At 72.2% G+C, this 18,634-nt stretch carries 18 protein-coding genes; 10 read left to right on the top strand and 8 right to left on the bottom strand.

Features of this window, described 5'->3' with window-relative positions; genetic code table 11:
• Positions 1-7 precede the first annotated feature (7 nt).
• Both Sri02f_RS06605 and cobC read left to right on the top strand, forming a co-directional pair.
• Positions 8-949: a sirohydrochlorin chelatase gene (locus Sri02f_RS06605; protein WP_109000119.1), complete on the top strand. Its 942-nt coding sequence runs from the start codon at positions 8-10 to the stop codon at positions 947-949.
• Positions 939-2,009, top strand: coding sequence for an Rv2231c family histidinol phosphate aminotransferase CobC (cobC, locus tag Sri02f_RS06600; protein ID WP_109000118.1), 1,071 nt, complete (start codon positions 939-941; stop codon positions 2,007-2,009). The genes Sri02f_RS06605 and cobC overlap by 11 nt, the downstream gene beginning before the upstream one ends.
• Positions 2,010-2,151: 142 nt before the next feature.
• Here the strand turns inward: cobC and Sri02f_RS06595 are convergent, their stop codons facing one another.
• The 5 genes from Sri02f_RS06595 to Sri02f_RS06575 all read right to left on the bottom strand — a co-directional run bounded on the left by Sri02f_RS06595 (position 2,152) and on the right by Sri02f_RS06575 (position 6,966).
• A complete protein-coding gene (locus tag Sri02f_RS06595; protein ID WP_109000117.1) occupies positions 2,152-3,150 on the bottom strand; it encodes an SCO1860 family LAETG-anchored protein in 999 nt (332 codons plus the stop codon).
• Between the two features lie 213 nt (positions 3,151-3,363).
• Entirely contained in the window at positions 3,364-4,455 is a 1,092-nt protein-coding gene (locus Sri02f_RS06590; RefSeq protein ID WP_109000116.1) for an amidohydrolase family protein, read from the bottom strand.
• Between the two features lie 18 nt (positions 4,456-4,473).
• Entirely contained in the window at positions 4,474-5,268 is a 795-nt protein-coding gene (locus tag Sri02f_RS06585; protein ID WP_109000115.1) for an amino acid ABC transporter ATP-binding protein, read from the bottom strand.
• Positions 5,265-6,098 carry an amino acid ABC transporter permease gene (locus Sri02f_RS06580; RefSeq protein ID WP_109000114.1) on the bottom strand — a complete coding sequence of 278 codons (834 nt, stop codon included), beginning with the start codon at positions 6,096-6,098 and terminating at the stop codon, positions 5,265-5,267. Before Sri02f_RS06580 ends, Sri02f_RS06585 begins: the two co-directional genes overlap by 4 nt.
• Positions 6,099-6,102: 4 nt before the next feature.
• Entirely contained in the window at positions 6,103-6,966 is an 864-nt protein-coding gene (locus Sri02f_RS06575; RefSeq protein ID WP_109000113.1) for a transporter substrate-binding domain-containing protein, read from the bottom strand.
• Positions 6,967-7,140: 174 nt separating this feature from the next.
• Between Sri02f_RS06575 and Sri02f_RS06570 the strand changes: the two genes are divergently transcribed.
• The 5 genes from Sri02f_RS06570 to thpD all read left to right on the top strand — a co-directional run bounded on the left by Sri02f_RS06570 (position 7,141) and on the right by thpD (position 11,994).
• Positions 7,141-8,250, top strand: coding sequence for a pyridoxal-phosphate-dependent aminotransferase family protein (locus Sri02f_RS06570; RefSeq protein WP_109000112.1), 1,110 nt, complete (start codon positions 7,141-7,143; stop codon positions 8,248-8,250).
• Between the two features lie 554 nt (positions 8,251-8,804).
• Positions 8,805-9,311 carry a diaminobutyrate acetyltransferase gene (ectA, locus tag Sri02f_RS06565; RefSeq protein ID WP_109000111.1) on the top strand — a complete coding sequence of 169 codons (507 nt, stop codon included), beginning with the start codon at positions 8,805-8,807 and terminating at the stop codon, positions 9,309-9,311.
• 55 nt (positions 9,312-9,366) lie between these two features.
• Entirely contained in the window at positions 9,367-10,638 is a 1,272-nt protein-coding gene (ectB, locus tag Sri02f_RS06560) for a diaminobutyrate--2-oxoglutarate transaminase (RefSeq protein WP_109000110.1), read from the top strand.
• Between the two features lie 58 nt (positions 10,639-10,696).
• Complete coding sequence (locus Sri02f_RS06555; protein ID WP_069771179.1) at positions 10,697-11,101, top strand: ectoine synthase; 405 nt, start codon at positions 10,697-10,699, stop codon at positions 11,099-11,101.
• A gap of 5 nt (positions 11,102-11,106) precedes the next feature.
• Positions 11,107-11,994 (top strand): ectoine hydroxylase, encoded by an 888-nt coding sequence (gene thpD / locus Sri02f_RS06550; protein ID WP_373865074.1) that lies wholly within the window; start codon positions 11,107-11,109, stop codon positions 11,992-11,994.
• Positions 11,995-12,046: 52 nt separating this feature from the next.
• On the opposite strand, the gene Sri02f_RS06545 is transcribed toward thpD, so the two are convergent.
• From Sri02f_RS06545 to Sri02f_RS06535, 3 genes are all read right to left on the bottom strand, one after another.
• A complete protein-coding gene (locus Sri02f_RS06545) occupies positions 12,047-13,099 on the bottom strand; it encodes an aminotransferase class V-fold PLP-dependent enzyme (RefSeq protein WP_174855596.1) in 1,053 nt (350 codons plus the stop codon).
• 108 nt (positions 13,100-13,207) lie between these two features.
• The gene (locus Sri02f_RS06540; RefSeq protein WP_109000107.1) at positions 13,208-13,924 is read right to left on the bottom strand and encodes a DsbA family oxidoreductase; all 717 of its coding nucleotides are present in this window, start codon (positions 13,922-13,924) and stop codon (positions 13,208-13,210) included.
• Between the two features lie 77 nt (positions 13,925-14,001).
• Positions 14,002-14,505, bottom strand: coding sequence for a GNAT family N-acetyltransferase (locus Sri02f_RS06535; protein ID WP_174855595.1), 504 nt, complete (start codon positions 14,503-14,505; stop codon positions 14,002-14,004).
• A 370-nt stretch (positions 14,506-14,875) separates the two neighbouring features.
• On the opposite strand from Sri02f_RS06535, the gene Sri02f_RS06530 reads away from it, so the two are divergent.
• From Sri02f_RS06530 to Sri02f_RS06520, 3 genes are all read left to right on the top strand, one after another.
• On the top strand, positions 14,876-16,291 hold the full coding sequence (locus tag Sri02f_RS06530) for a family 2B encapsulin nanocompartment shell protein (protein WP_109000106.1): 1,416 nt from the start codon (positions 14,876-14,878) through the stop codon (positions 16,289-16,291).
• Between the two features lie 80 nt (positions 16,292-16,371).
• A complete protein-coding gene (tcp, locus tag Sri02f_RS06525) occupies positions 16,372-17,742 on the top strand; it encodes a 2-methylisoborneol synthase (RefSeq protein ID WP_109000105.1) in 1,371 nt (456 codons plus the stop codon).
• A 16-nt stretch (positions 17,743-17,758) separates the two neighbouring features.
• Positions 17,759-18,634, top strand: coding sequence for a geranyl diphosphate 2-C-methyltransferase (locus tag Sri02f_RS06520; RefSeq protein WP_109000104.1), 876 nt, complete (start codon positions 17,759-17,761; stop codon positions 18,632-18,634).

Genomic DNA, 18,634 nt, shown 5'->3' with positions numbered 1-18,634 from the left:
AGCAACAGTGACCACCCCGCCGCCCGCCCTGCTCATCGCCGGCCATGGCACCCGCGACGAGGCCGGAGCCGAGGCGTTCCGCGACTTCGTGCGGGAGCTGGGCCGCCGCCATCCCGAACTGCCCGTCGCGGGCGGCTTCATCGAGCTCTCGCCGCCGCCGCTGGGCGACGCGGTGGCCGAGCTGGTGGAGCGCGGCGTACGGCGCTTCGCGGCCGTCCCGCTGATGCTCGTCTCCGCCGGACACGCCAAGGGCGACATCCCGGCCGCCCTGTCCCGCGAGAAGGAGCGCCACCCGGGGATCTCCTACTCCTACGGGCGTCCGCTGGGCCCGCACCCGGCGCTGCTGAACGTGCTGGAGCGGCGGCTGGACGAGGCGCTGGGCGCCGGCGCGCGGACGCCGGAGGACCTGGCCGACGTGACCGTGCTGCTGGTCGGACGCGGTTCGACGGACCCGGACGCCAACGCCGAGGTGTACAAGGCGGCCCGGCTGCTGTGGGAGGGACGCGGGTACGCGGGCGTGGAGACCGCGTTCGTGTCGCTGGCCGCGCCGGACGTGCCGAGCGGACTCGACCGGTGCGTGCGCCTGGGCGCGCGGCGGATCGTCGTCCTGCCGTACTTCCTGTTCACCGGGATCCTGCCGGACCGGGTGCGGCAGCAGACCGAGGGCTGGGCGGCCGCGCATCCCGGGGTCGAGGTGCGCTCGGCGGACGTCATCGGGCCCGAGCCGGAGCTGCTCGACCTGGTGATGGAGCGGTACGAGGAGGCCGTCAAGGGCGACCTGCGGATGAACTGCGACTCGTGCGTGTACCGGATCGCGCTGCCGGGCTTCGAGGACAAGGTGGGGATGCCGCAGCAGCCGCACTTCCACCCGGACGACGACGGACATCACCACGACGGACATCACCACGACGGTCACCACCACGGGCACTCGCACTCCCATGCGCGCTGAGGGGCACGCCGAGGCGCACGACCTGCGCCACCACGGGGACGCGGAGGTGCGCGGCGACGGCTCGGCGCTCGTCGACCTCGCCGTGAACGTCCGCGCGGACACGCCCCCGCGCTGGCTGCGCGAGCGCATCGCCGCCTCCCTCGGCGGACTGGCGGCCTACCCGGACGGGCGGGCCGCGCGGGCGGCGGTCGCGGCCCGGCACGGGCTGCCCGTCGAGCGGGTGCTGCTCACGGCGGGCGCGGCGGAGGCGTTCGTGCTGCTGGCGCGCGCCCTGAAGGTCCGTCGGCCCGTCGTCGTGCATCCGCAGTTCACCGAGCCGGAGGCGGCACTGCTGGACGCGGGGCACAGCGTGGACCGGGTGCTGCTGCGGGAGGAGGACGGGTTCCGGCTGGATCCCGCGGCCGTCCCCGAGGGCGCGGACCTGGTGGTGATCGGCAACCCGACGAACCCCACGTCGGTGCTGCATCCCGCGCAGGCCGTCCGGCGGCTGGCCCGGACCGGGCGGACGCTGGTGGTCGACGAGGCGTTCATGGACGCGGTGCCGGGCGAGCGGGAGGCGCTCGCGGGGGCGACGGACGTGCCCGGTCTGGTCGTGCTGCGCAGTCTGACGAAGACCTGGGGTCTTGCGGGGCTGCGGATCGGGTACGTCCTCGCCGCTCCGGAGACGATCGCGGAGCTGGAGCGGGCGCAGCCGCTGTGGCCGGTGTCCTCGCCGGCGCTGGCGGCGGCGGAGGCGTGCATGGGGGCGCAGGCGCTGGCGGAGGCCGGGCACGCCGCGCACCGCGTCGCGGCCGACCGGGCGCATCTGGTCGCCGGTCTGGAGGAGTTCGCCGCCGACGGGCTGCGGGTCGTGGGGCCGGCGGACGGCCCCTTCGTCCTGGTCCGGCTGCCCCGGGCCGCCGCCGTCCGACGGCGACTGCGCACCCTGGGGTTCGCGGTCCGGCGGGGGGACACCTTCCCGGGCCTCGACGAGGAGTGGCTGCGGCTGGCGGTGCGGGACCGGACGACGGTGAATCGTTTCCTCCAGGCGCTGGACCAGGCGCTCGCCCTCGCCCGGTAGCCGACCCGAGAACAACCGGCCCGAGAACAACGGAGCCGAGGCGACGGCCAGGCCGGGACCGCCGAGGCGAGGACGAGGCGAGGACGAGGGCGCGGGGCAGGCCGCCGGGGGGACTTCCGGCGGCCTGCCCGCGCCCGGTCCGTCAGCCGCGTCGGCGGGCCAGTGCCACGGCTCCTCCGCCCGCGAGCAGCAGCGCCAGCGCGCCGCCCACCGCGTACGGGGTCGCCGGGCTGCCGCCGGTCTGCGCCAGGTCCGCCTCGGCGGGCGCGCCCTGGGGCTTGACGTCGGCGGCCGGGGCGGATGCGCCCGGCTCGGCGGCCGGCCCCTTCGCCGGCCCCGCCCCCTGCCCCTCTCCTTGAGCCTGCCCCTCTCCGTGCCCCGGCTCCTGCCCCTGCCCCTGCCCCGGCTCGTGGGCCGCGGGCGTCTCGCAGGTCGACCTCGCCAGCGTCAGGGTGCCGGTGACCTCGGCGACGTCGAGGCTCAACGGGTTGACGGAGACGGTGAGTTCGAGGGCGGTGGCGGCGGCCGTGCGGGAGGTCGTCTCGCGCTGGGACAGGTCCAGCCGGACCTCTCCCACGCCCGGAACCCTCACATGGGTGGCCCCGCCCGCGCTGAGCGACACCTTCCTGCCCAGGACCGTCACCGAGCCGAGCACGTCGGAGGCGGCGACCGGGGTCCTGCCCGCCTCGCAGACGGCCTTCGAGGTGACCGTGCCGACCTCGACGAGGGAGAGCAGCGGGAGGCCGGGAACGTGCAGCCGGGCGTGCACGAGGCGGGTGGACGCCTCGGCCTTCTCCTCGTCGGCCGTCGCCTTCGCCTCGGCGACGTCGGCGCGCAGGACGCCGAAGGGCTGTCCGCCGGCCACGCCGTCCAGCTCGGCCGTGAGCGCCGTCTTCCCGGCGCTCCCCGGCGCGTGCACCTCGTCGAGGGAGACGGTGAGCGGGACGTGGACGGTCTTGTGGAGCAGGGCCACGTCGAGGCCGGTGCGCAGGACGGACGCGCTCGCGCGGCCCTGACCGCCCCGCGCGTGGGCGGTGTCGGCGCCGGCCAGGGCCGCGGGACCTGCGGCCAGGGCCGTGGCCGTCGCGACGGCGGCGACGCGACGGACGCGTGCGGGCATGCGGAAGGTGCTGCCGTTCAAGGGTGGGACCCCCAGAAGAGACGCTTCGGGACCCCGCAAGAATTACGTACGAAGGGTGAACGGTCAGCGGGCCGAAGCGAGTTCACTCCAACGTGGGCTTTCCGCACACACCTTCGATTCCAACGGCACGTACGTTCGCCGCAGCCCCCCTCGCCCCGCTGCCGCACCCCGGCGCACCCCGCGTCCGCGCGCCTTCCCCGCGCGCCCCCGCCCTCAGCCCACCACCTTCCCGTTCAGGACCACCCTGCGCGGCGCCGCCAGCACCCGGACGTCCGCTCGCGGGTCCTTCTCGTAGACGACCAGGTCCGCCGGAGCGCCCTCGGCCAGACCTGGGCGTCCGAGCCACGCGCGTGCGCCCCAGCTCGCCGCCGAGAGCGCCGTCAGCGGCGGGATGCCCGCCGTCACCAGTTCCGCGACCTCCGCGGCCACCAGACCGTGCGGCAGCGTGCCGCCGGCGTCCGTGCCGACGAAGACGGCGATGCCCGCGTCGTGCGCGTTGCGCACGGTGTCGTACCGGCGTTCGTGGAGCCGGCGCATATGGGCGGCCCAGCGCGGGAACTTCGCCTCGCCGCCGGCCGCGAGGCCCGGGAACGTCGCGATGTTGACCAGGGTCGGGACGATGGCCACGCCCCGTTCGGCGAACAGCGGGATCAGGTCCTCGGTGAGTCCCGTGGCGTGCTCGACGCAGTCGATGCCCGACTCGACCAGGTCGCGCAGCGAGTTCTCGGCGAAGCAGTGGGCGGTGACCCGCGCGCCCAGCCGGTGGGCCTCGGCGATGGCCGCCTCGGCCGCCTCCCGCGGCCAGCTGGGGGTCAGGTCGCCCACCTCGCGGTCGATCCAGTCGCCGACCAGCTTGACCCAGCCGTCACCGCGCCGGGCCTCCCGGGCGACGTACGCGACCAGGTCCCCGGGCTCGATCTCGTGCGCGTAGCCGCGGAGGTAACGGCGGGTGCGGGCGATGTGCCGGCCCGCTCTGACGATCTTCGGGAGGTCGTCGCGTTCGTCGACCCACCGGGTGTCCGAGGGCGAGCCGGCGTCCCGCAGCAGCAGGGCGCCGGCGTCGCGGTCGGTCAGCGCCTGCTTCTCGGCGACGTCCGCCTCGACCGGGCCGTGCGGGCCCAGGCCCACATGGCAGTGGGCGTCGACGAGGCCGGGCAGCGCCCAGCCCTCCACGCCGAGCACGTCGCGGGCGCCGACGGGACGGTCGTAGGAGATCCGGCCGTCGACGACCCACAGCTCGTCGCGGACGTCGTCGGGTCCGGTCAGGACCCGGCCCTTCACATGCAGCACCGGGTGATCGCTCATGTCCGGCACCTTAGTGAGCTACCGGTCGGAACCGCCCGCCCGGTCGGACCTCTCCTCCTCCACCTCGGCCATCGCCGGGTCGAGGAGGCGGGAGAGGAAGTGGCGGGTGCGCTCGTGCGCGGGGGCGCCGATGACCTGGGCGGGGTCGCCGTCCTCGACGATCACCCCGCCGTCCATGAAGACGACCCGGTCGGCGACCTCGCGCGCGAAGGACATCTCGTGGGTGACGACCATCATCGTCATGCCCTCGTGCGCCAGCATGCGCATGACGGCCAGGACGTCCCCCACCAGCTCCGGGTCGAGCGCCGACGTCGGCTCGTCGAAGAGCATCACCTCGGGACCCATGGCCAGGGCGCGGGCGATGGCCACGCGCTGCTGCTGGCCGCCGGAGAGCGAGGCGGGGTAGGCGGTCGCCTTGTCCGACAGCCCGACGCGCTCCAGGTTCTCGGCGGCCACCTTCGCCGCCTCGGCCCTGCCGCGCCCCAGCACCCGGCGCTGCGGCAGCGTGAGGTTCTCGGTCACGGACAGATGGGGGAAGAGGTTGAACTGCTGGAAGACCATGCCGATACGTCGTCGTACTGCGTCGATGTCGACGTCGGGGTCGGTCAGTTCGGTGCCGCCGACGAAGACCTGGCCCCCGGACGGCTCCTCCAGCAGGTTCACGCACCGCAGCAGCGTCGACTTGCCGGAGCCGGACGGGCCGATCACACAGACGACCTCGCCGCGGCCGACCTCCAGGTCGATGCCCCGCAGCACCTCGTTGTCGCCGAACGACTTGTGCAGCGCGCGCACGTCGATCTCGGGTCGGCTCATTTCACGGCCTCCTGGGCCTTGGCCTCCATACGCCGCACGACGAAGCCGAGCGGGATGGTCACCAGCAGGTAGCACAGGCCGGCGACCAGGATCGGCGTGGAGTTGGCGGTCGTGCTGGCCAGGTCGCGGCCGAACTTGGACAGTTCGCGCTCCTCCAGCGTCACTCCGAGGAGCAGGACCAGGGAGGAGTCCTTGAAGAGCATGATCAGCTCGTTGGTGAGCGGCGGAAGGATGATCCGGAAGGCCTGCGGGATGACGACCGAGATCATCGCGCGCGCGGGTGAGAAGCCCAGCGAGCGGGCGGCCTCCGTCTGCCCCTTGGGCACGGCCTGGATGCCGGCCCGGAACGTCTCCGCCATGTACGCGGCGCCGATCAGACCGAGCCCGAGGGCCGCCTTGCCGTAGGTGCCGCCGACGATCTCCGTGCCGGGGAAGGCGAGCGGCACCGCCACCCCGATGAAGACGAAGATCAGCAGGGCGGGCAGACCGCGGAAGATCTCGATGTAGACGCCGGCCAGCCAGCGGTACGGGCCCACCGAGGACAGCCGCATGAGCGCGATGACCAGACCGAGCAGCAGGCCCAGCACGAAACCGGACACCGTGTACAGCACGGTGTTCTTCAGGGCGAGCGTGATGACGTCCGGGAACATCTGCCGGGCGATGTCCCACTGGGCGAACTGGTTCCTCAGCCGGCCCCAGTCGGCCGAGACCGCGAAGACGATCACGGCGGCGACGAAGACGGCGTACTGCGCGCCCCGCGAGAGGCGGCGCTTCTGCCGCCGGGTCAGACCCTTCTTCCTCGGCTGGAGGGGTACGTCGGTGTCGGCCATGGGGTCAGGACGCCGAGGCGGAGGCCGACGGGGAGGCGGCCGACGCGTCGTACGGGCCGATCCACTTCTCGTACAGCTTCTTGTACGTGCCGTCGGCCCTCGCGTCCGCGAGCGCCTTGTTGATCGCGGCGACCAGCTTGGCGTTGCCCTTCTTCACGGTGAAGCCGTACTGCTCGCCGGTGTTGAGGTTGTCGACGACCTTGAAGGCGTCGGCGTTGGCCTTGTTCTTGAGCCAGCCCTGGACGACCGGGTAGTCGATGATGACGGCCTTGACCTGGCCGGTGCGCAGGCCGTTGAGGACGGCGTCGGAGGACTCGAAGGAGACCGGGTCGAAGCCCTTCTTCTTCGCGTAGTCCTCGCCGGTGGTCTGCGCCTGGGCGCCGAGCTTGACGCCCTTGGCCTTCACGTCGGCGAGCGAGTTCACACCCGCGTTCTTGTCGACCAGGACGGCCTGGGTGGCGTCGAAGTACGGGTCGGAGAAGTCGACGTTCTTCTTGCGCTCGTCGGTGATGGTCATGCCGGCCGCGGCCAGGTCGCACTGACCGGAGTTGAGGAAGGCGCCGGTCTTGAAGTTCTCGAACGGCGTGTCGGTGATCACCTGCTTGACGCCCAGGTTCTTGGCGACGAGGTCGATCAGCGACACGTCGAAGCCCTGCACCTTGCCGTCGATCTCCGACTGGAAGGGCGGGTAGGGCAGGTGGGTGCAGGTGGTGAGCTGGCCCGCCTTGACGAGCTCGACCCCGCCGGCGGCGGTCTTGGAGCCGCTGCCCCCGTTGTCGGTGGAGGTGCAGGCGGCCACGAGCATCAGCCCGGCCGTCGCGGTGGTGGCGGCCAGAATGCGGATCCGGCGCCCGGGGAGGGTGTTCACGGCGGGCCTTCCTGTAAGGGAGCTATGGGTTCCGATTATAAGGAGAAGTTTGGGTGTCTCAAATCAAACCGATGGCCACAGGGCCGTTCGACCTAAGAAGTCGGCAGTGGGAATGGCTCGGCAGGCGCCGGTTACCCTCGTCACCTCTACCCCGTGAGTGAAGAGAGCACCCTCGTGACCCACCCGTTCCTGGACCTCGCCCCGCTGAGCGCCGCGCACTTCGCCTCGATCGAGGACCGGGTGGCGCGGCTGCTGGACACCCGGCAGGACGTCGTGATCATGCAGGGCGAGGCGCTGCTGCCGCTGGAGGGCGCGATCCGCGCCGCGGCCGGTCGGGGCACGACCGCCCTCAACGTGATCACCGGTCCCTACGGGCAGACCTTCGGCGACTGGCTGCGGGACTGCGGCGCGACCGTGATCGATCTGGCGGTGCCCTTCCACACGGCGGTCACGGCGGAGCAGATCCGCGCGGCCCTCGCCGAGCACCCGGAGATCGACTTCGTGTCGCTGGTGCACGCGGAGGCCGCCACCGGCAACACCAACCCGGTCGCGGAGATCGGCGCGGCGGTGCGGGCGCACGGCGCCCTGTTCTACCTGGACGCGGTCGCCTCGGTCGGCGCCGAGCCGGTGCTGCCGGACGCCTGGGGCGTGGATCTGTGCGTGATCGGCGCGCAGAAGGCCATGGGCGGGCCCGCGGGCGTGTCGGCGGTCTCGGTGAGCGAGCGGGCGTGGGCGCGGATGGCGGCCAACCCGCACGCGCCCCGCCGCTCGTATCTGTCGCTGCTGGACTGGAAGGAGCGGTGGGTCGACGGCGGCCGCAGGGCGCTGCTGCACGCGCCGGCGCAGCTGGAGATGCTGGCGCTGGAGGCGTGCGTCGAGCGGATCGAGGCGGAGGGGCCGGCCACCGTGATGGCCCGGCACGCCTTCGCCGCGGCCGCCACGCGCGCGGGCGCCGTGGCGCTGGGCGGCGGGCTGGAGCCGTACGTGCGCGACGCGGCGGACGCGGCGCCGGTCGCCACGACGCTGCGCACGCCTGCGGGGGTCGTGGCGTCGGAGGTCGTGGCGCGGGCCCTGGCGAGCGACGCGACCCTGCCGCTCGCCGCGGGCGGCGGCGCGCTGGCCAAGGAGATGATCAGGGTCAACCACTACGGGGCCGACGCGACCGTGGGGGCCGTGCAGGGCTCCCTGGCCGCCCTCGGGGCCGCGCTGACGGAGCACGGGCTGAGCGTGGACCTCGAAGCGGCCCGCCGCGCCGTGGAGAGCGCCTGGCGCCAGGACGCCTGAGGCCCTCAAGAGCCCTGGGCCCTGAGGCCCTCACACCCTTGGGCCCTGAGGCCCTCACACCCTTGGGCCCTGACGCCCCGGGGCCTTGACGCCCTGAGGCCCTCCGGCGGACGGCGCCGGGAGGCAGCGCGCGGGCGCGAGCTGATCGGCGGGCGGTCGCCCGGGGACACCGGCCGCATCTTCGCCGGCCCGACGGCCCCGCCTGGAGATCAGCCTGATCCGGGTGTGGGTGACCGGAGCGTGAATTCGGGGTGATTTCCGAATCCCTTCCGATTCCCCTTCTTCTTTCTCGGCCTTTCCGGTCTTTCTTTATCCGGTTCCCGCAACGCTTTCGGTCGGATGGTGTGCCCGAGTTCTCCTGCCCGGATTTCCCGCCCCTAAACGCGGAGATTCACGCGTGCATCACGGTCACGTGATGCATTGCACAAGCCGGGCGATATGACCTCTTTGTGCGGTGCAAAAGGGGATGAAACGGCCAGGCGAACCAGCGGCATCACGGAATCACCACGGCCTCTCCATGCGTTATTGAATTTCGCTGGGTAAGTTCGATCCGCATGACCGCCACACAAGCAGACCTTCGTATCGACCGTCCGTCGGTGGCGGACGGGGCCGCGCTATGGCGTATCGCCAAGGAATCCCGGACCCTCGACCTGAACTCCTCCTACAGCTATCTGCTGTGGTGCCGTGACTTCGCCGACACCTCGGCGGTGGCGCGTGCCGAGGACGGCGAGCCGGTCGGGTTCGTCACGGGGTACGTCCGGCCGGAGAACCCGCACACCCTGCTGGTCTGGCAGGTCGCGGTCGACGGCGCGTACCGCGGTCGCGGTCTCGCCGCCGCACTGCTCGACGGGCTGACCGCGCGGATCTCCGCCGAGCGCCCGCTGACCGCCGTCGAGACCACGATCACCCCGGGCAACAGCGCCTCCGAGCGGCTGTTCGCCTCGTACGCCGAGCGGCACGGGGCCGCCGTCACCCGCGAGGTGCTGTTCGACGCCGGGCTGTTCCCCGACGGCGCGCACGACCCCGAGGTGCTGTACCGCATCGGCCCGCTCGCCTTCTGAACCCCCACGCCCCCGGCCCGCCCTCCCCCGCCCCCACACCCAGGAGCTTTTCGTCGTGACCATCACCCAGCCCGACCTCAGCGTGTTCGAGACCCTCGAGTCCGAGGTGCGCAGCTACTGCCGCAGCTGGCCCGCCGTCTTCGACCGCGCGCAGGGCAGCCTCATGTTCGACGAGGACGGTCACCGCTATCTCGACTTCTTCGCCGGCGCCGGGTCGCTCAACTACGGGCACAACAATCCGGTGCTGAAACGGGCGCTGATCGACTACCTGATGCGCGACGGCGTCACGCACGGGCTCGACATGTCGACCGTGGCCAAGCGGACCTTCCTGCAGACCTTCCAGGATCTGGTGCTGCGCCCGCGCGACCTGCCCTACAAGGTCATGTTCCCGGGCCCGACCGGGACCAACGCCGTGGAGTCCGCGCTGAAGCTGGCCCGCAAGGTGAAGGGCCGCGAGGCGATCGTCTCGTTCACCAACGCCTTCCACGGCATGTCCCTGGGCTCGCTCGCGGTCACCGGCAACGCCTTCAAGCGCGCCGGCGCCGGGGTCCCGCTGGTGCACGGCACGCCCATGCCGTTCGACAACTACTTCGACGGCCAGGTCCCGGACTTCCTGTGGTTCGAGCGGCTCCTGGAGGACCAGGGCTCCGGCCTCAACAAGCCGGCGGCCGTCATCGTCGAGACCGTGCAGGGCGAGGGCGGCATCAACGCCGCCCGGCCCGAGTGGCTGCGGGCCCTCAAGGAGCTGTGCGAACGGCAGGACATGCTGCTGATCGTGGACGACATCCAGATGGGCTGCGGACGCACCGGCGCCTTCTTCTCCTTCGAGGAGGCCGGCATAGTCCCGGACATCGTCACCGTCTCCAAGTCCATCAGCGGCTACGGACTGCCCATGTCGCTGTGCCTGTTCAAGCCCGAGCTGGACGTGTGGGAGCCGGGCGAGCACAACGGCACCTTCCGCGGCAACAACCCCGCCTTCGTCACCGCCACCGCCGCCCTGGAGACCTACTGGGCCGACGGATCCGCGATGGAGAAGCAGACCCGCACGCGCGGCGAGCAGGTCGAGCAGGGGCTGATCTCGATCACCGAGGAGAACCTCGCCGACGTCAAGGAGTACCGGGGCCGCGGCCTGGTGTGGGGCCTGGAGTTCCACGAGAAGGCGCGGGCCGGCCGGGTCGCGAAGCGGGCCTTCGAACTCGGGCTGCTGATCGAGACGTCCGGCCCCGTGAGCGAGGTCGTCAAACTGCTGCCGGCCCTGACCGTCTCCCCCGAGGAGCTGGACGAGGGCCTGAGCATCCTCGCCCGCGCCGTGCGCGAGACCGTCTGACGCCCTCCCCACGCGTCACACCCCCCCACGTCACCTATCCAGGAGGGATCGCACCACCGTGATCGTCCGTTCGTTCAAGGAGATCGAGGGCACCGACCGCCATGTGCGGGCGGCGTCCGGCACCTGGGAGAGCAAGCGCATCGTCCTGGCCCGGGAGCGGGTCGGATTCTCGCTGCACGAAACGATTCTGTATGCGGGCACCGAGACCTCGATGCACTACGCGAACCATGTCGAGGCCGTCGTCTGCGTGGCGGGCGAGGCCGAGCTGACCGACCACGAGACCGGGCTGGCGCACACCATCACGCCCGGCACCATGTACCTCCTCGACGGGCACGAGCGGCACACGCTGCGCGTCAAGGAGGACTTCCGCTGCCTCTGCGTGTTCAACCCGCCCGTGACCGGGCGCGAGGACCACGACGAGAACGGCGTCTACCCCCTGCTGACCGAGCCCGAGGAGGTGTGAGCATCGTGACCACCCTGACCGATCTCTACCCGACCCGTGGCACCACCGAGGTGTCCGTCCCCCGTAAGGACCCCGTCCTCTGGGGCTCCCCCGACACCCCCGGCCCGATCCCGGCCACCGACCTGCAGACGTACGAGCGCGACGGTTTCCTGGCCGTCGACCAGTTGATCGGCGACGACGAGGTCGCCGTCTGCCGGCGGGAGCTGGAGAGGCTCGTCGCGGACCCGGAGATCCGGGCGGACGAGCGGTCGATCGTCGAGCCGCAGTCCAAGGAGATCCGGTCCGTCTTCGAGGTGCACAAGCTGAGCCCGGTCTTCGCCGCCCTGGTGCGCGACGAGCGGGTCGTGGGACGGGCCCGGCAGATCCTCGGCTCGGACGTCTACGTCCACCAGTCGCGGATCAACGTCAAGCCGGGCTTCGGGGCCGGCGGCTTCTACTGGCACTCCGACTTCGAGACCTGGCACGCCGAGGACGGTCTGCCGAACATGCGGACGGTGTCCGTCTCGATCGCGCTGACCGAGAACCTCGACACCAACGGCGGCCTGATGATCATGCCGGGCTCGCACCGGACGTTCCTCGGCTGCGCCGGCGCCACGCCGAAGGACAACTACAAGAAGTCGCTGCAGATGCAGGACGCGGGCACGCCCTCCGACGAGGCGCTCACCGCGATGGCCGGTGACTACGGCATCAAGCTGTTCACGGGCAAGGCCGGTTCGGCGACCTGGTTCGACTGCAACGCCATGCACGGATCCGGCGACAACATCACGCCCTTCCCGCGCAGCAACGTGTTCATCGTGTTCAACAGCGTGGAGAACACGGCCGTGGAACCGTTCGCCGCGCCGATCCGCCGCCCGGAGTTCATCGGCGCCCGGGACTTCACGCCGGTGATGTGACCGCCCGCGCGCGCGTCCCGCCGCGGGCCTCGTCGTACCCGTTCCGTGGGCGTCAGCCCGACAGGACGTCCAGCAGCCGGTCGACGTCGGCGGGCGTGTTGTACAGATGGAAGGCGGCGCGCAGGTTGCCGGACCGGTCGGAGACCTGGACGCCCGCGGCGGCCAACTCGCCCTGCCGGGAGCCCAGTCCGGGCACGGAGACGATGGCGGAGCCGGGCGCGGGAAGGGGCTCGCGCCCGAGGGCTGCGAGTCCGGCGCGGAAGCGGTCGGCGAGGGCGAGGGCGTGGGCGCCGATCTCCGCCACGCCGAGCTCCTCGATCAGTTCGAGGGAGCGGCGCAGTCCGGCATAGCTGAACAGGGCGGGCGTCAGGTCGAACCGCCGTGCGGAGCGGGCCAGTTCGGCCACCGGTCCGTAGCAGCTGTCCCAGGGCTCCTCGCCGGCGACCCATCCCGCGAGGATCGGCGCCAGCCCGCCGAAGTCCTCCGGGACGACGAGGAAGGCCGCGCCGTGCGGGCCGAGCAGCCACTTGAAGGAGACGGCGGCGGAGAAGTCGTGGGCGCCGGCGTCCGTCGGCAGCCAGCCCGCGGCCTGGGAGAAGTCGACGTAGGTGCGGGCGCCGTGCGCCCGGGCCGCCTCACGCAGGGCGGGCAGGTCGGCGATCCGTCCGTCGGCGGACTGGGCGGCGCTGACCGCGACCAGGGCGGTGCCGGGACGGACGGACTCGGCGATCCGCTCCAGCGGCACCGCGCGGACCTTGAGGTCGCCGCGGACGTGGAACGGGTTGAGCACCGAGGTGAAGTCGTCCTCGGCGGTGAGCACCTCCGCGCCCGCGGGGAGCGAGGCGGCGATCAGGCCGGTGTGGGCGGCGACCGAGGCGCCCAGCGCCACCCGGGCGACCGGGACGCCGGCCAGCCGGGCGTACGCGGCCCGGCAGGCCTCGACGTCCTCGTGCAGCGGGGTCAACGGCCTGCCCTCGGCCCGCAGCAGCGCGGCCTCGTGCAGGGCGGCGACGGCGCGGGCGGGCAGCAGGCCGTTGCTCGCGGTGTTCAGATAGGTGGTCTTCGGGGTGAACTCGGCCCTGACGAGGCTCTCGAAGGTGTCCATGCCTCCCACTGTGGGCCTCGCGGAATCTCTCGTCCATCGCCGATTTTTGCGTGATTTTCCTAAGCAACGCTTATAGATCGGCTCTGATCTGCGAGTTCACCGCCGGGCTCACTGCTGGGGGACCGCGCACCCGTCCGGGCCGCAGGCCTGCGCGCCGCCGTCGTCGATCAGCTTCAGCGGCGAGCGGTCGCCCCACGCCTGGGTCAGGGCCTGGGCGAAGACCTCGGCTGGCTGGGCTCCGGAGACGCCGTAGGCACGGTCCAGGACGAAGAAGGGCACACCGTTCGCGCCGAGCTGGGCGGCCTCCCGCTCGTCGGCGCGGACCTCGTCGGCGTACGCGGCCGGGTCGGCGAGGACCGTCCGGGCCGCGTCGGCGTCCAGCCCCGCCTCGGCCGCCAGCTCCACCAGGCGCTCCGCGCCCTCGGTGAACAGCGACCGCTCCTCGGCGAAGTTCGCCCGGTACAGGATCTGGATCAGCTCGTCCTGGCGGCCCTGCTCCTTGGCGAAGTGCAGCAGGCGGTGCATGTCGAAGGTGTTGCCGTGGTCACGGTCGCGGGTGCGGTAGTCGAGGCCCTCGGCGGCGGCCTGCGCGCCCAGGTTCTCCTCGCCGGCCTGCGCCTGCGCCTCGCTCATCCCGTACTTCTTCGTCAGCATCGCCAGCACCGGCTGGACGTCGTCCTTGGCGCGGCCCGGGTCCAGCTCGAAGGACCGGTGCACCACCTCGACCTGGTCGCGGTGCGGGAAGGCCTCCAGCGCCTTCTCGAAGCGGGCCTTGCCCACGTAGCACCAGGGGCAGGCGATGTCGCTCCAGATCTCGACGCGCATGTCTCGGCTCTCTCCAGGTCGTACCGGTGACGCGGAGAATCCCTCCGCCCGGTGGATGAACCTTCAAACAGCTCGAATCATTCCCCGGGCACCGAGTACCTCAGCCAGAGGTGGTGGTCGCCCTCGGCGGGCGGGTCCCCCGGATCCGCGGACCACCCCTGACGTGCGTAGAACGCCTGGGCCCGCCGGTTGTCCACGTGCACGTCGAGCACGGCCGTGCGCCGGCCGTCGGCCCTCCACTGCTCGACGCAGGCCGTGTGCAGGGCCGTGCCGATCCCCGTACGCCAGTGGTCGGGGTCGACGTGGAACTGGAACAGCTTGACCGTGTGCGCGGGCGCTCCCTCCGGCGTGCGGAAGGAGGCGAGTCCCACGAGGCGCCCCCGCTCGACGACGCACAGCACCTGGCCGTCGGGCCGCTCGATGGCCGCGCCCCAGGCGGCCGGCCAGTCGACGCCGTCCTGCGGGATCCCGCCCGGGTAGTACGTCGCCCTGGCGCGCGCGTGCAGCGCCGTGATGCTCTCGACCTCGGCGGGGACGGCGGTGCGGATCACCCGGCGTCCCGTGACGCGTTCTCCGATCATGCAGGTGAGGACGTGACGGCCGTCCCGCCGGTTCCGGACCGCCCGGCCCGCCGAAGCGTGCGAGGGCGGGGCGACGCCACCTCGCGGACCGATAAACCGCATTCAACCGATTGTCACCGCTTCGGGGTAAGCATCCCGTCTCCCCGGTGGAGGCGGCCGGTCCAGCGGCTAGCTTTCTGCAGGCGGACGGATTCCCGTGATCCTTCCCGCCCGTCGCCCCCTCCTCCCTGCCTCCCCTCTCCCCCTCTCCCTGCCCTCCTGTCTTCCTGCCCTCCTGCCCTCCTGTCCTCCTGTCCTCCTGCCCTCCTGTCTCCCGGTCGGCGCACCCGTGTGCGCCGGACGACCCGTCGTCCAAGGAGAAAGCCCGCCGATGTCCGCCGACAGCATCCCGGCAGCCCAGACCCCGCCCGCCGCACCGCAGCAGTCCCTGAGCACGGCCGCCGCCCGCAACCTCGCCACCACCGCCAAGTCCGCCCCGCAGATGCAGGCGATCACCTCCCGCTGGTTGCTGCGGATGCTGCCCTGGGTCGAGGCCGAGGGCGGCGCCTACCGGGTCAACCGGCGGTTGCGCCACACCCTCGGCGACGGGCGCATCGAGTTCGTCCAGGAGGGCGCCACGGTCCGGGTGATCCCCCTGGAGCTGGGTGAACTGGCCCTCCTGCGCGGATTCGAGGACACGGAAGCCCTGACCGCCCTGGCCGACCGCTGCGCGCAGCGCGACTTCGCGGCGGGCGAGGTCCTCGTCGAGCGCGGCAGCCCCGCGGACCGCATCCACCTGATCGCCCGCGGCCGGGTCAGCCGGACCTCCGAGGGCAAGTACGGCGGAGAGATCGCCGTCGCGGTGCTCGCGGACGGCGACCACTTCGGCGAGCACGCGCTGTCGGACGGCGAAGCCCGCCACGACTGCACGGTCACCGCCGAGACCTCCGGCACCCTGCTCACGCTCTCCCGTGCCGACTTCCTCGCCGTCCAGGCCTGCGTGCCCCGCCTTCGGGCCCATGTCGACGCGTTCGGCTCCCGCGCGCGGCGACGGCAGAACAAGCACGGCGAGGCCGAGATCGCCCTGTCGGCCGGTCACGTCGGCGAGGCCGACCTGCCCGGCACCTTCGTCGACTACGAGCTGAAGCCCCGCGAGTACGAGCTCTCCGTCGCACAGACCGTGCTGCGGATCCACACCCGGGTCGCCGACCTCTACAACGGGCCGATGAACCAGAGCGAGGAGCAACTCAGGCTCACCGTCGAGGCGTTGCGTGAGCGTCAGGAACACGAGCTGATCAACAACCGCGAGTTCGGGCTGCTGCACAACGCCGACCTCAAGCAGCGCGTCCAGCCCCGCTCCGGCCCGCCGACCCCGGACGACATGGACGATCTGCTCTGCCGCCGGCGCGGCACGAGGATGTTCCTCGCCCACCCCAGGACCATCGCCGCCATCGGACGCGGGTTCACCGCCTGCGGTCTCTACCCCGACCACGTCGAACTCGACGGGCAGTCCGTCCCCGCCTGGCGCGGGGTCCCCATCCTGCCCTGCGACAAGATCCCGATCAGCGAGCAGCAGACCAGCTCCATCATCGCGATGCGCACGGGCGAGAAGAACCAGGGCGTCATCGGCCTGCGGCGGACAGGGCTGACCGACGAGTACGAACCGGGGCTCTCCGTGCGGTTCATGGGCATCGACGCCCAGGCCATCACCTCCTACCTCGTCAGCACCTACTACTCCGCCGCGGTGCTCCTGCCCGACGCCCTCGGCGTGATGGAGAACGTGCAGATCGCCCCCAGGCCGCGCTGAGGCCACCGGTCCGTCGCAGGTCCACGTCCGACGCCCCACGCACGACGGGGCGCCCGTCCCACCGCAGCAAGGAGCCGCCGATGCCCGACTCCAGGCCCGTAGGGTCATCTCCCCCTGAGCGGCGGCCGACGCCGCCCACAGCGCTGCCGGACGCCCTCGCACCGGCGCTCCCGGTCACGCCGGCCCCTCCGGTCAGGCCGGTCACGCCGGCCCCTCCGGTCAGGCCGACCGCGTCCGGCTTTCTGGCGGCACTGCATCCGCCGGTCACCCTCCCCGGCCCGCCACCGCCGACACCCTCGCCCCCGGCGCCCGTCCGCGCCGTACGGGACGCGCCCGACGCTGCCGCGGCCGGCTCCCCCCTCCGCGGGATCCCGCACGGACCCACCGGGCTGGGCACGACCTCGCTCTCCCTGGCCGGCCGGCCCGCACCCCGGCTCCCGGACCCGCCGTCCCCGGCGCCCGCTCCGGCCGCGGGGCGAGCCGTCCCCGGTCTCTACCACCATCCCGTCCCGGAGCCCGACCCCGCGCGCGTCGAGGAGGTGAGCCGCCGGATCAAGCGCTGGGCCGAGGACGACGTCCAGCTCTATCCCGAGGAGTGGGAGGGGCAGTTCGACGGCTTCTCCGTCGGCCGCTACATGGTCGGCTGCCACCCCGACGCACCGACGGTGGACCACCTGATGCTCGCCACGCGGCTCATGGTCGCGGAGAACGCGCTGGACGACTGCTACTGCGAGGACCACGGCGGGTCGCCCGTCGGCCTCGGCGGGCGTCTCCTCCTGGCGCACACCGCGCTCGACCCCTTCCACACCACCGCGCAGTACGCGCCGGCCTGGCGCGAATCCCTCACGTCGGACGCCCCGCGCCGGGCCTACCGCAGCGCGATGGACCACTTCGTCCGCGCGGCCTCGCCCTCGCAGGCCGACCGCTACCGGCACGACATGGCCCGGCTGCACATGGGCTATCTCGCCGAGGCCGCCTGGGCGCAGACCGGTCACGTCCCGGAGGTGTGGGAGTACCTGGCGATGCGCCAGTTCAACAACTTCCGCCCCTGCCCCACGATCACCGACACCGTCGGCGGCTACGAACTGCCCGCCGACCTGCACGCCCGGCCGGAGACGCAACGGGTCATCGCGCTCGCCGGCAACGCCACCACCATCGTCAACGACCTCTACTCGTACACCAAGGAACTCGACGGCCCGGGCCACCACCTGAACCTTCCGGTGGTGATCGCGGAACGCGAGGGGCTCTCCGAGCGCGACGCCTATCTGAAGGCCGTCGAGGTCCACAACGAGCTCCAGCACGCCTTCGAGGCCGCCGCGGCCGAGCTCGCGGCGGCCTGCCCCCTGCCCCCCGTGCTGCGTTTCCTCAAGGGCGTGGCCGCCTGGGTCGACGGCAACCACGACTGGCACCGCACCAACACCTACCGCTACAGCCTGCCCGACTTCTGGTAAGGAACGGACTTCTTCTGTGACCACTGAGACGACCCCCACCGCCACCGCGAAGATCCCGGCCCCGGCGACGGCCTACCAGGAGGACATCGCCCGCTACTGGAACAACGAGGCACGGCCGGTCAACCTCCGCCTCGGCGACGTGGACGGCCTCTACCACCACCACTACGGCATCGGCGCCGTGGACCACGCCGCGCTCGGCGACCCGGCCCACAGCGAGTACGAGAAGAAGCTCGTCGCGGAGCTGCACCGGCTGGAGTCGGCGCAGGCGGAGTTCCTCATGGACCACCTCGGCCCCGTCGGTCCCGACGACACCCTCGTCGACGCCGGCTGCGGGCGCGGCGGGTCCATGGTCATGGCCCACCGCCGCTTCGGCTGCAGGGTCGAGGGCGTCACCCTGTCCGCCACCCAGGCCGACTTCGGCAACAGGCGGGCGAGGGAACTGCGCATCGACGACCGCGTCCGCTCCCGCGTGTGCAACATGCTCGACACGCCCTTCGGCAAGGGCAGCGTCACGGCCTCGTGGAACAACGAGTCGACCATGTACGTCGACCTCCACGACCTGTTCGCCGAGCACTCCCGCTTCCTGAAGACGGGCGGCCGGTACGTGACGATCACCGGCTGCTGGAACCCCCGCTACGGCCAGCCGTCGAAGTGGGTCTCCCGGATCAACGCCCACTTCGAGTGCAACATCCACTCCCGCCGCGAGTATCTGCGGGCCATGGCGGACAACCGGCTCGTGCCGCACACGATCGTGGACCTCACCGCGGACACCCTGCCCTACTGGGAGCTGCGGGCCACGTCGTCGCTGGTCACCGGGATCGAGGAGGCGTTCATCGAGTCCTACCGGGACGGCTCGTTCCAGTACGTCCTGATCGCGGCCGACCGCGTCTGA

It is taken from the genome of Streptomyces rishiriensis (assembly GCF_003112535.1).
Classification (GTDB): domain Bacteria; phylum Actinomycetota; class Actinomycetes; order Streptomycetales; family Streptomycetaceae; genus Streptomyces; species Streptomyces rishiriensis.
Note: the sequence above shows the minus strand (reverse complement) of the source record. Positions and strands in the feature narration are given on the sequence as shown.

Bases quoted from the DNA above. Each gene is read 5' to 3' on its own strand.
- cobC (WP_109000118.1), top strand. From the start codon at position 939: ATGCGCGCTGAGGGGCACGCCGAGGCGCACGACCTGCGCCACCACGGG.
- Sri02f_RS06590 (WP_109000116.1), bottom strand. From the start codon at position 4,455: ATGAGCGATCACCCGGTGCTGCATGTGAAGGGCCGGGTCCTGACCGGA.
- Sri02f_RS06585 (WP_109000115.1), bottom strand. From the start codon at position 5,268: ATGAGCCGACCCGAGATCGACGTGCGCGCGCTGCACAAGTCGTTCGGC.
- Sri02f_RS06580 (WP_109000114.1), bottom strand. From the start codon at position 6,098: ATGGCCGACACCGACGTACCCCTCCAGCCGAGGAAGAAGGGTCTGACC.
- ectA (WP_109000111.1), top strand. From the start codon at position 8,805: ATGACCGCCACACAAGCAGACCTTCGTATCGACCGTCCGTCGGTGGCG.
- Sri02f_RS06545 (WP_174855596.1), bottom strand. From the start codon at position 13,099: ATGGACACCTTCGAGAGCCTCGTCAGGGCCGAGTTCACCCCGAAGACC.
- Sri02f_RS06540 (WP_109000107.1), bottom strand. From the start codon at position 13,924: ATGCGCGTCGAGATCTGGAGCGACATCGCCTGCCCCTGGTGCTACGTG.
- Sri02f_RS06535 (WP_174855595.1), bottom strand. From the start codon at position 14,505: ATGATCGGAGAACGCGTCACGGGACGCCGGGTGATCCGCACCGCCGTC.
- Sri02f_RS06530 (WP_109000106.1), top strand. From the start codon at position 14,876: ATGTCCGCCGACAGCATCCCGGCAGCCCAGACCCCGCCCGCCGCACCG.
- tcp (WP_109000105.1), top strand. From the start codon at position 16,372: ATGCCCGACTCCAGGCCCGTAGGGTCATCTCCCCCTGAGCGGCGGCCG.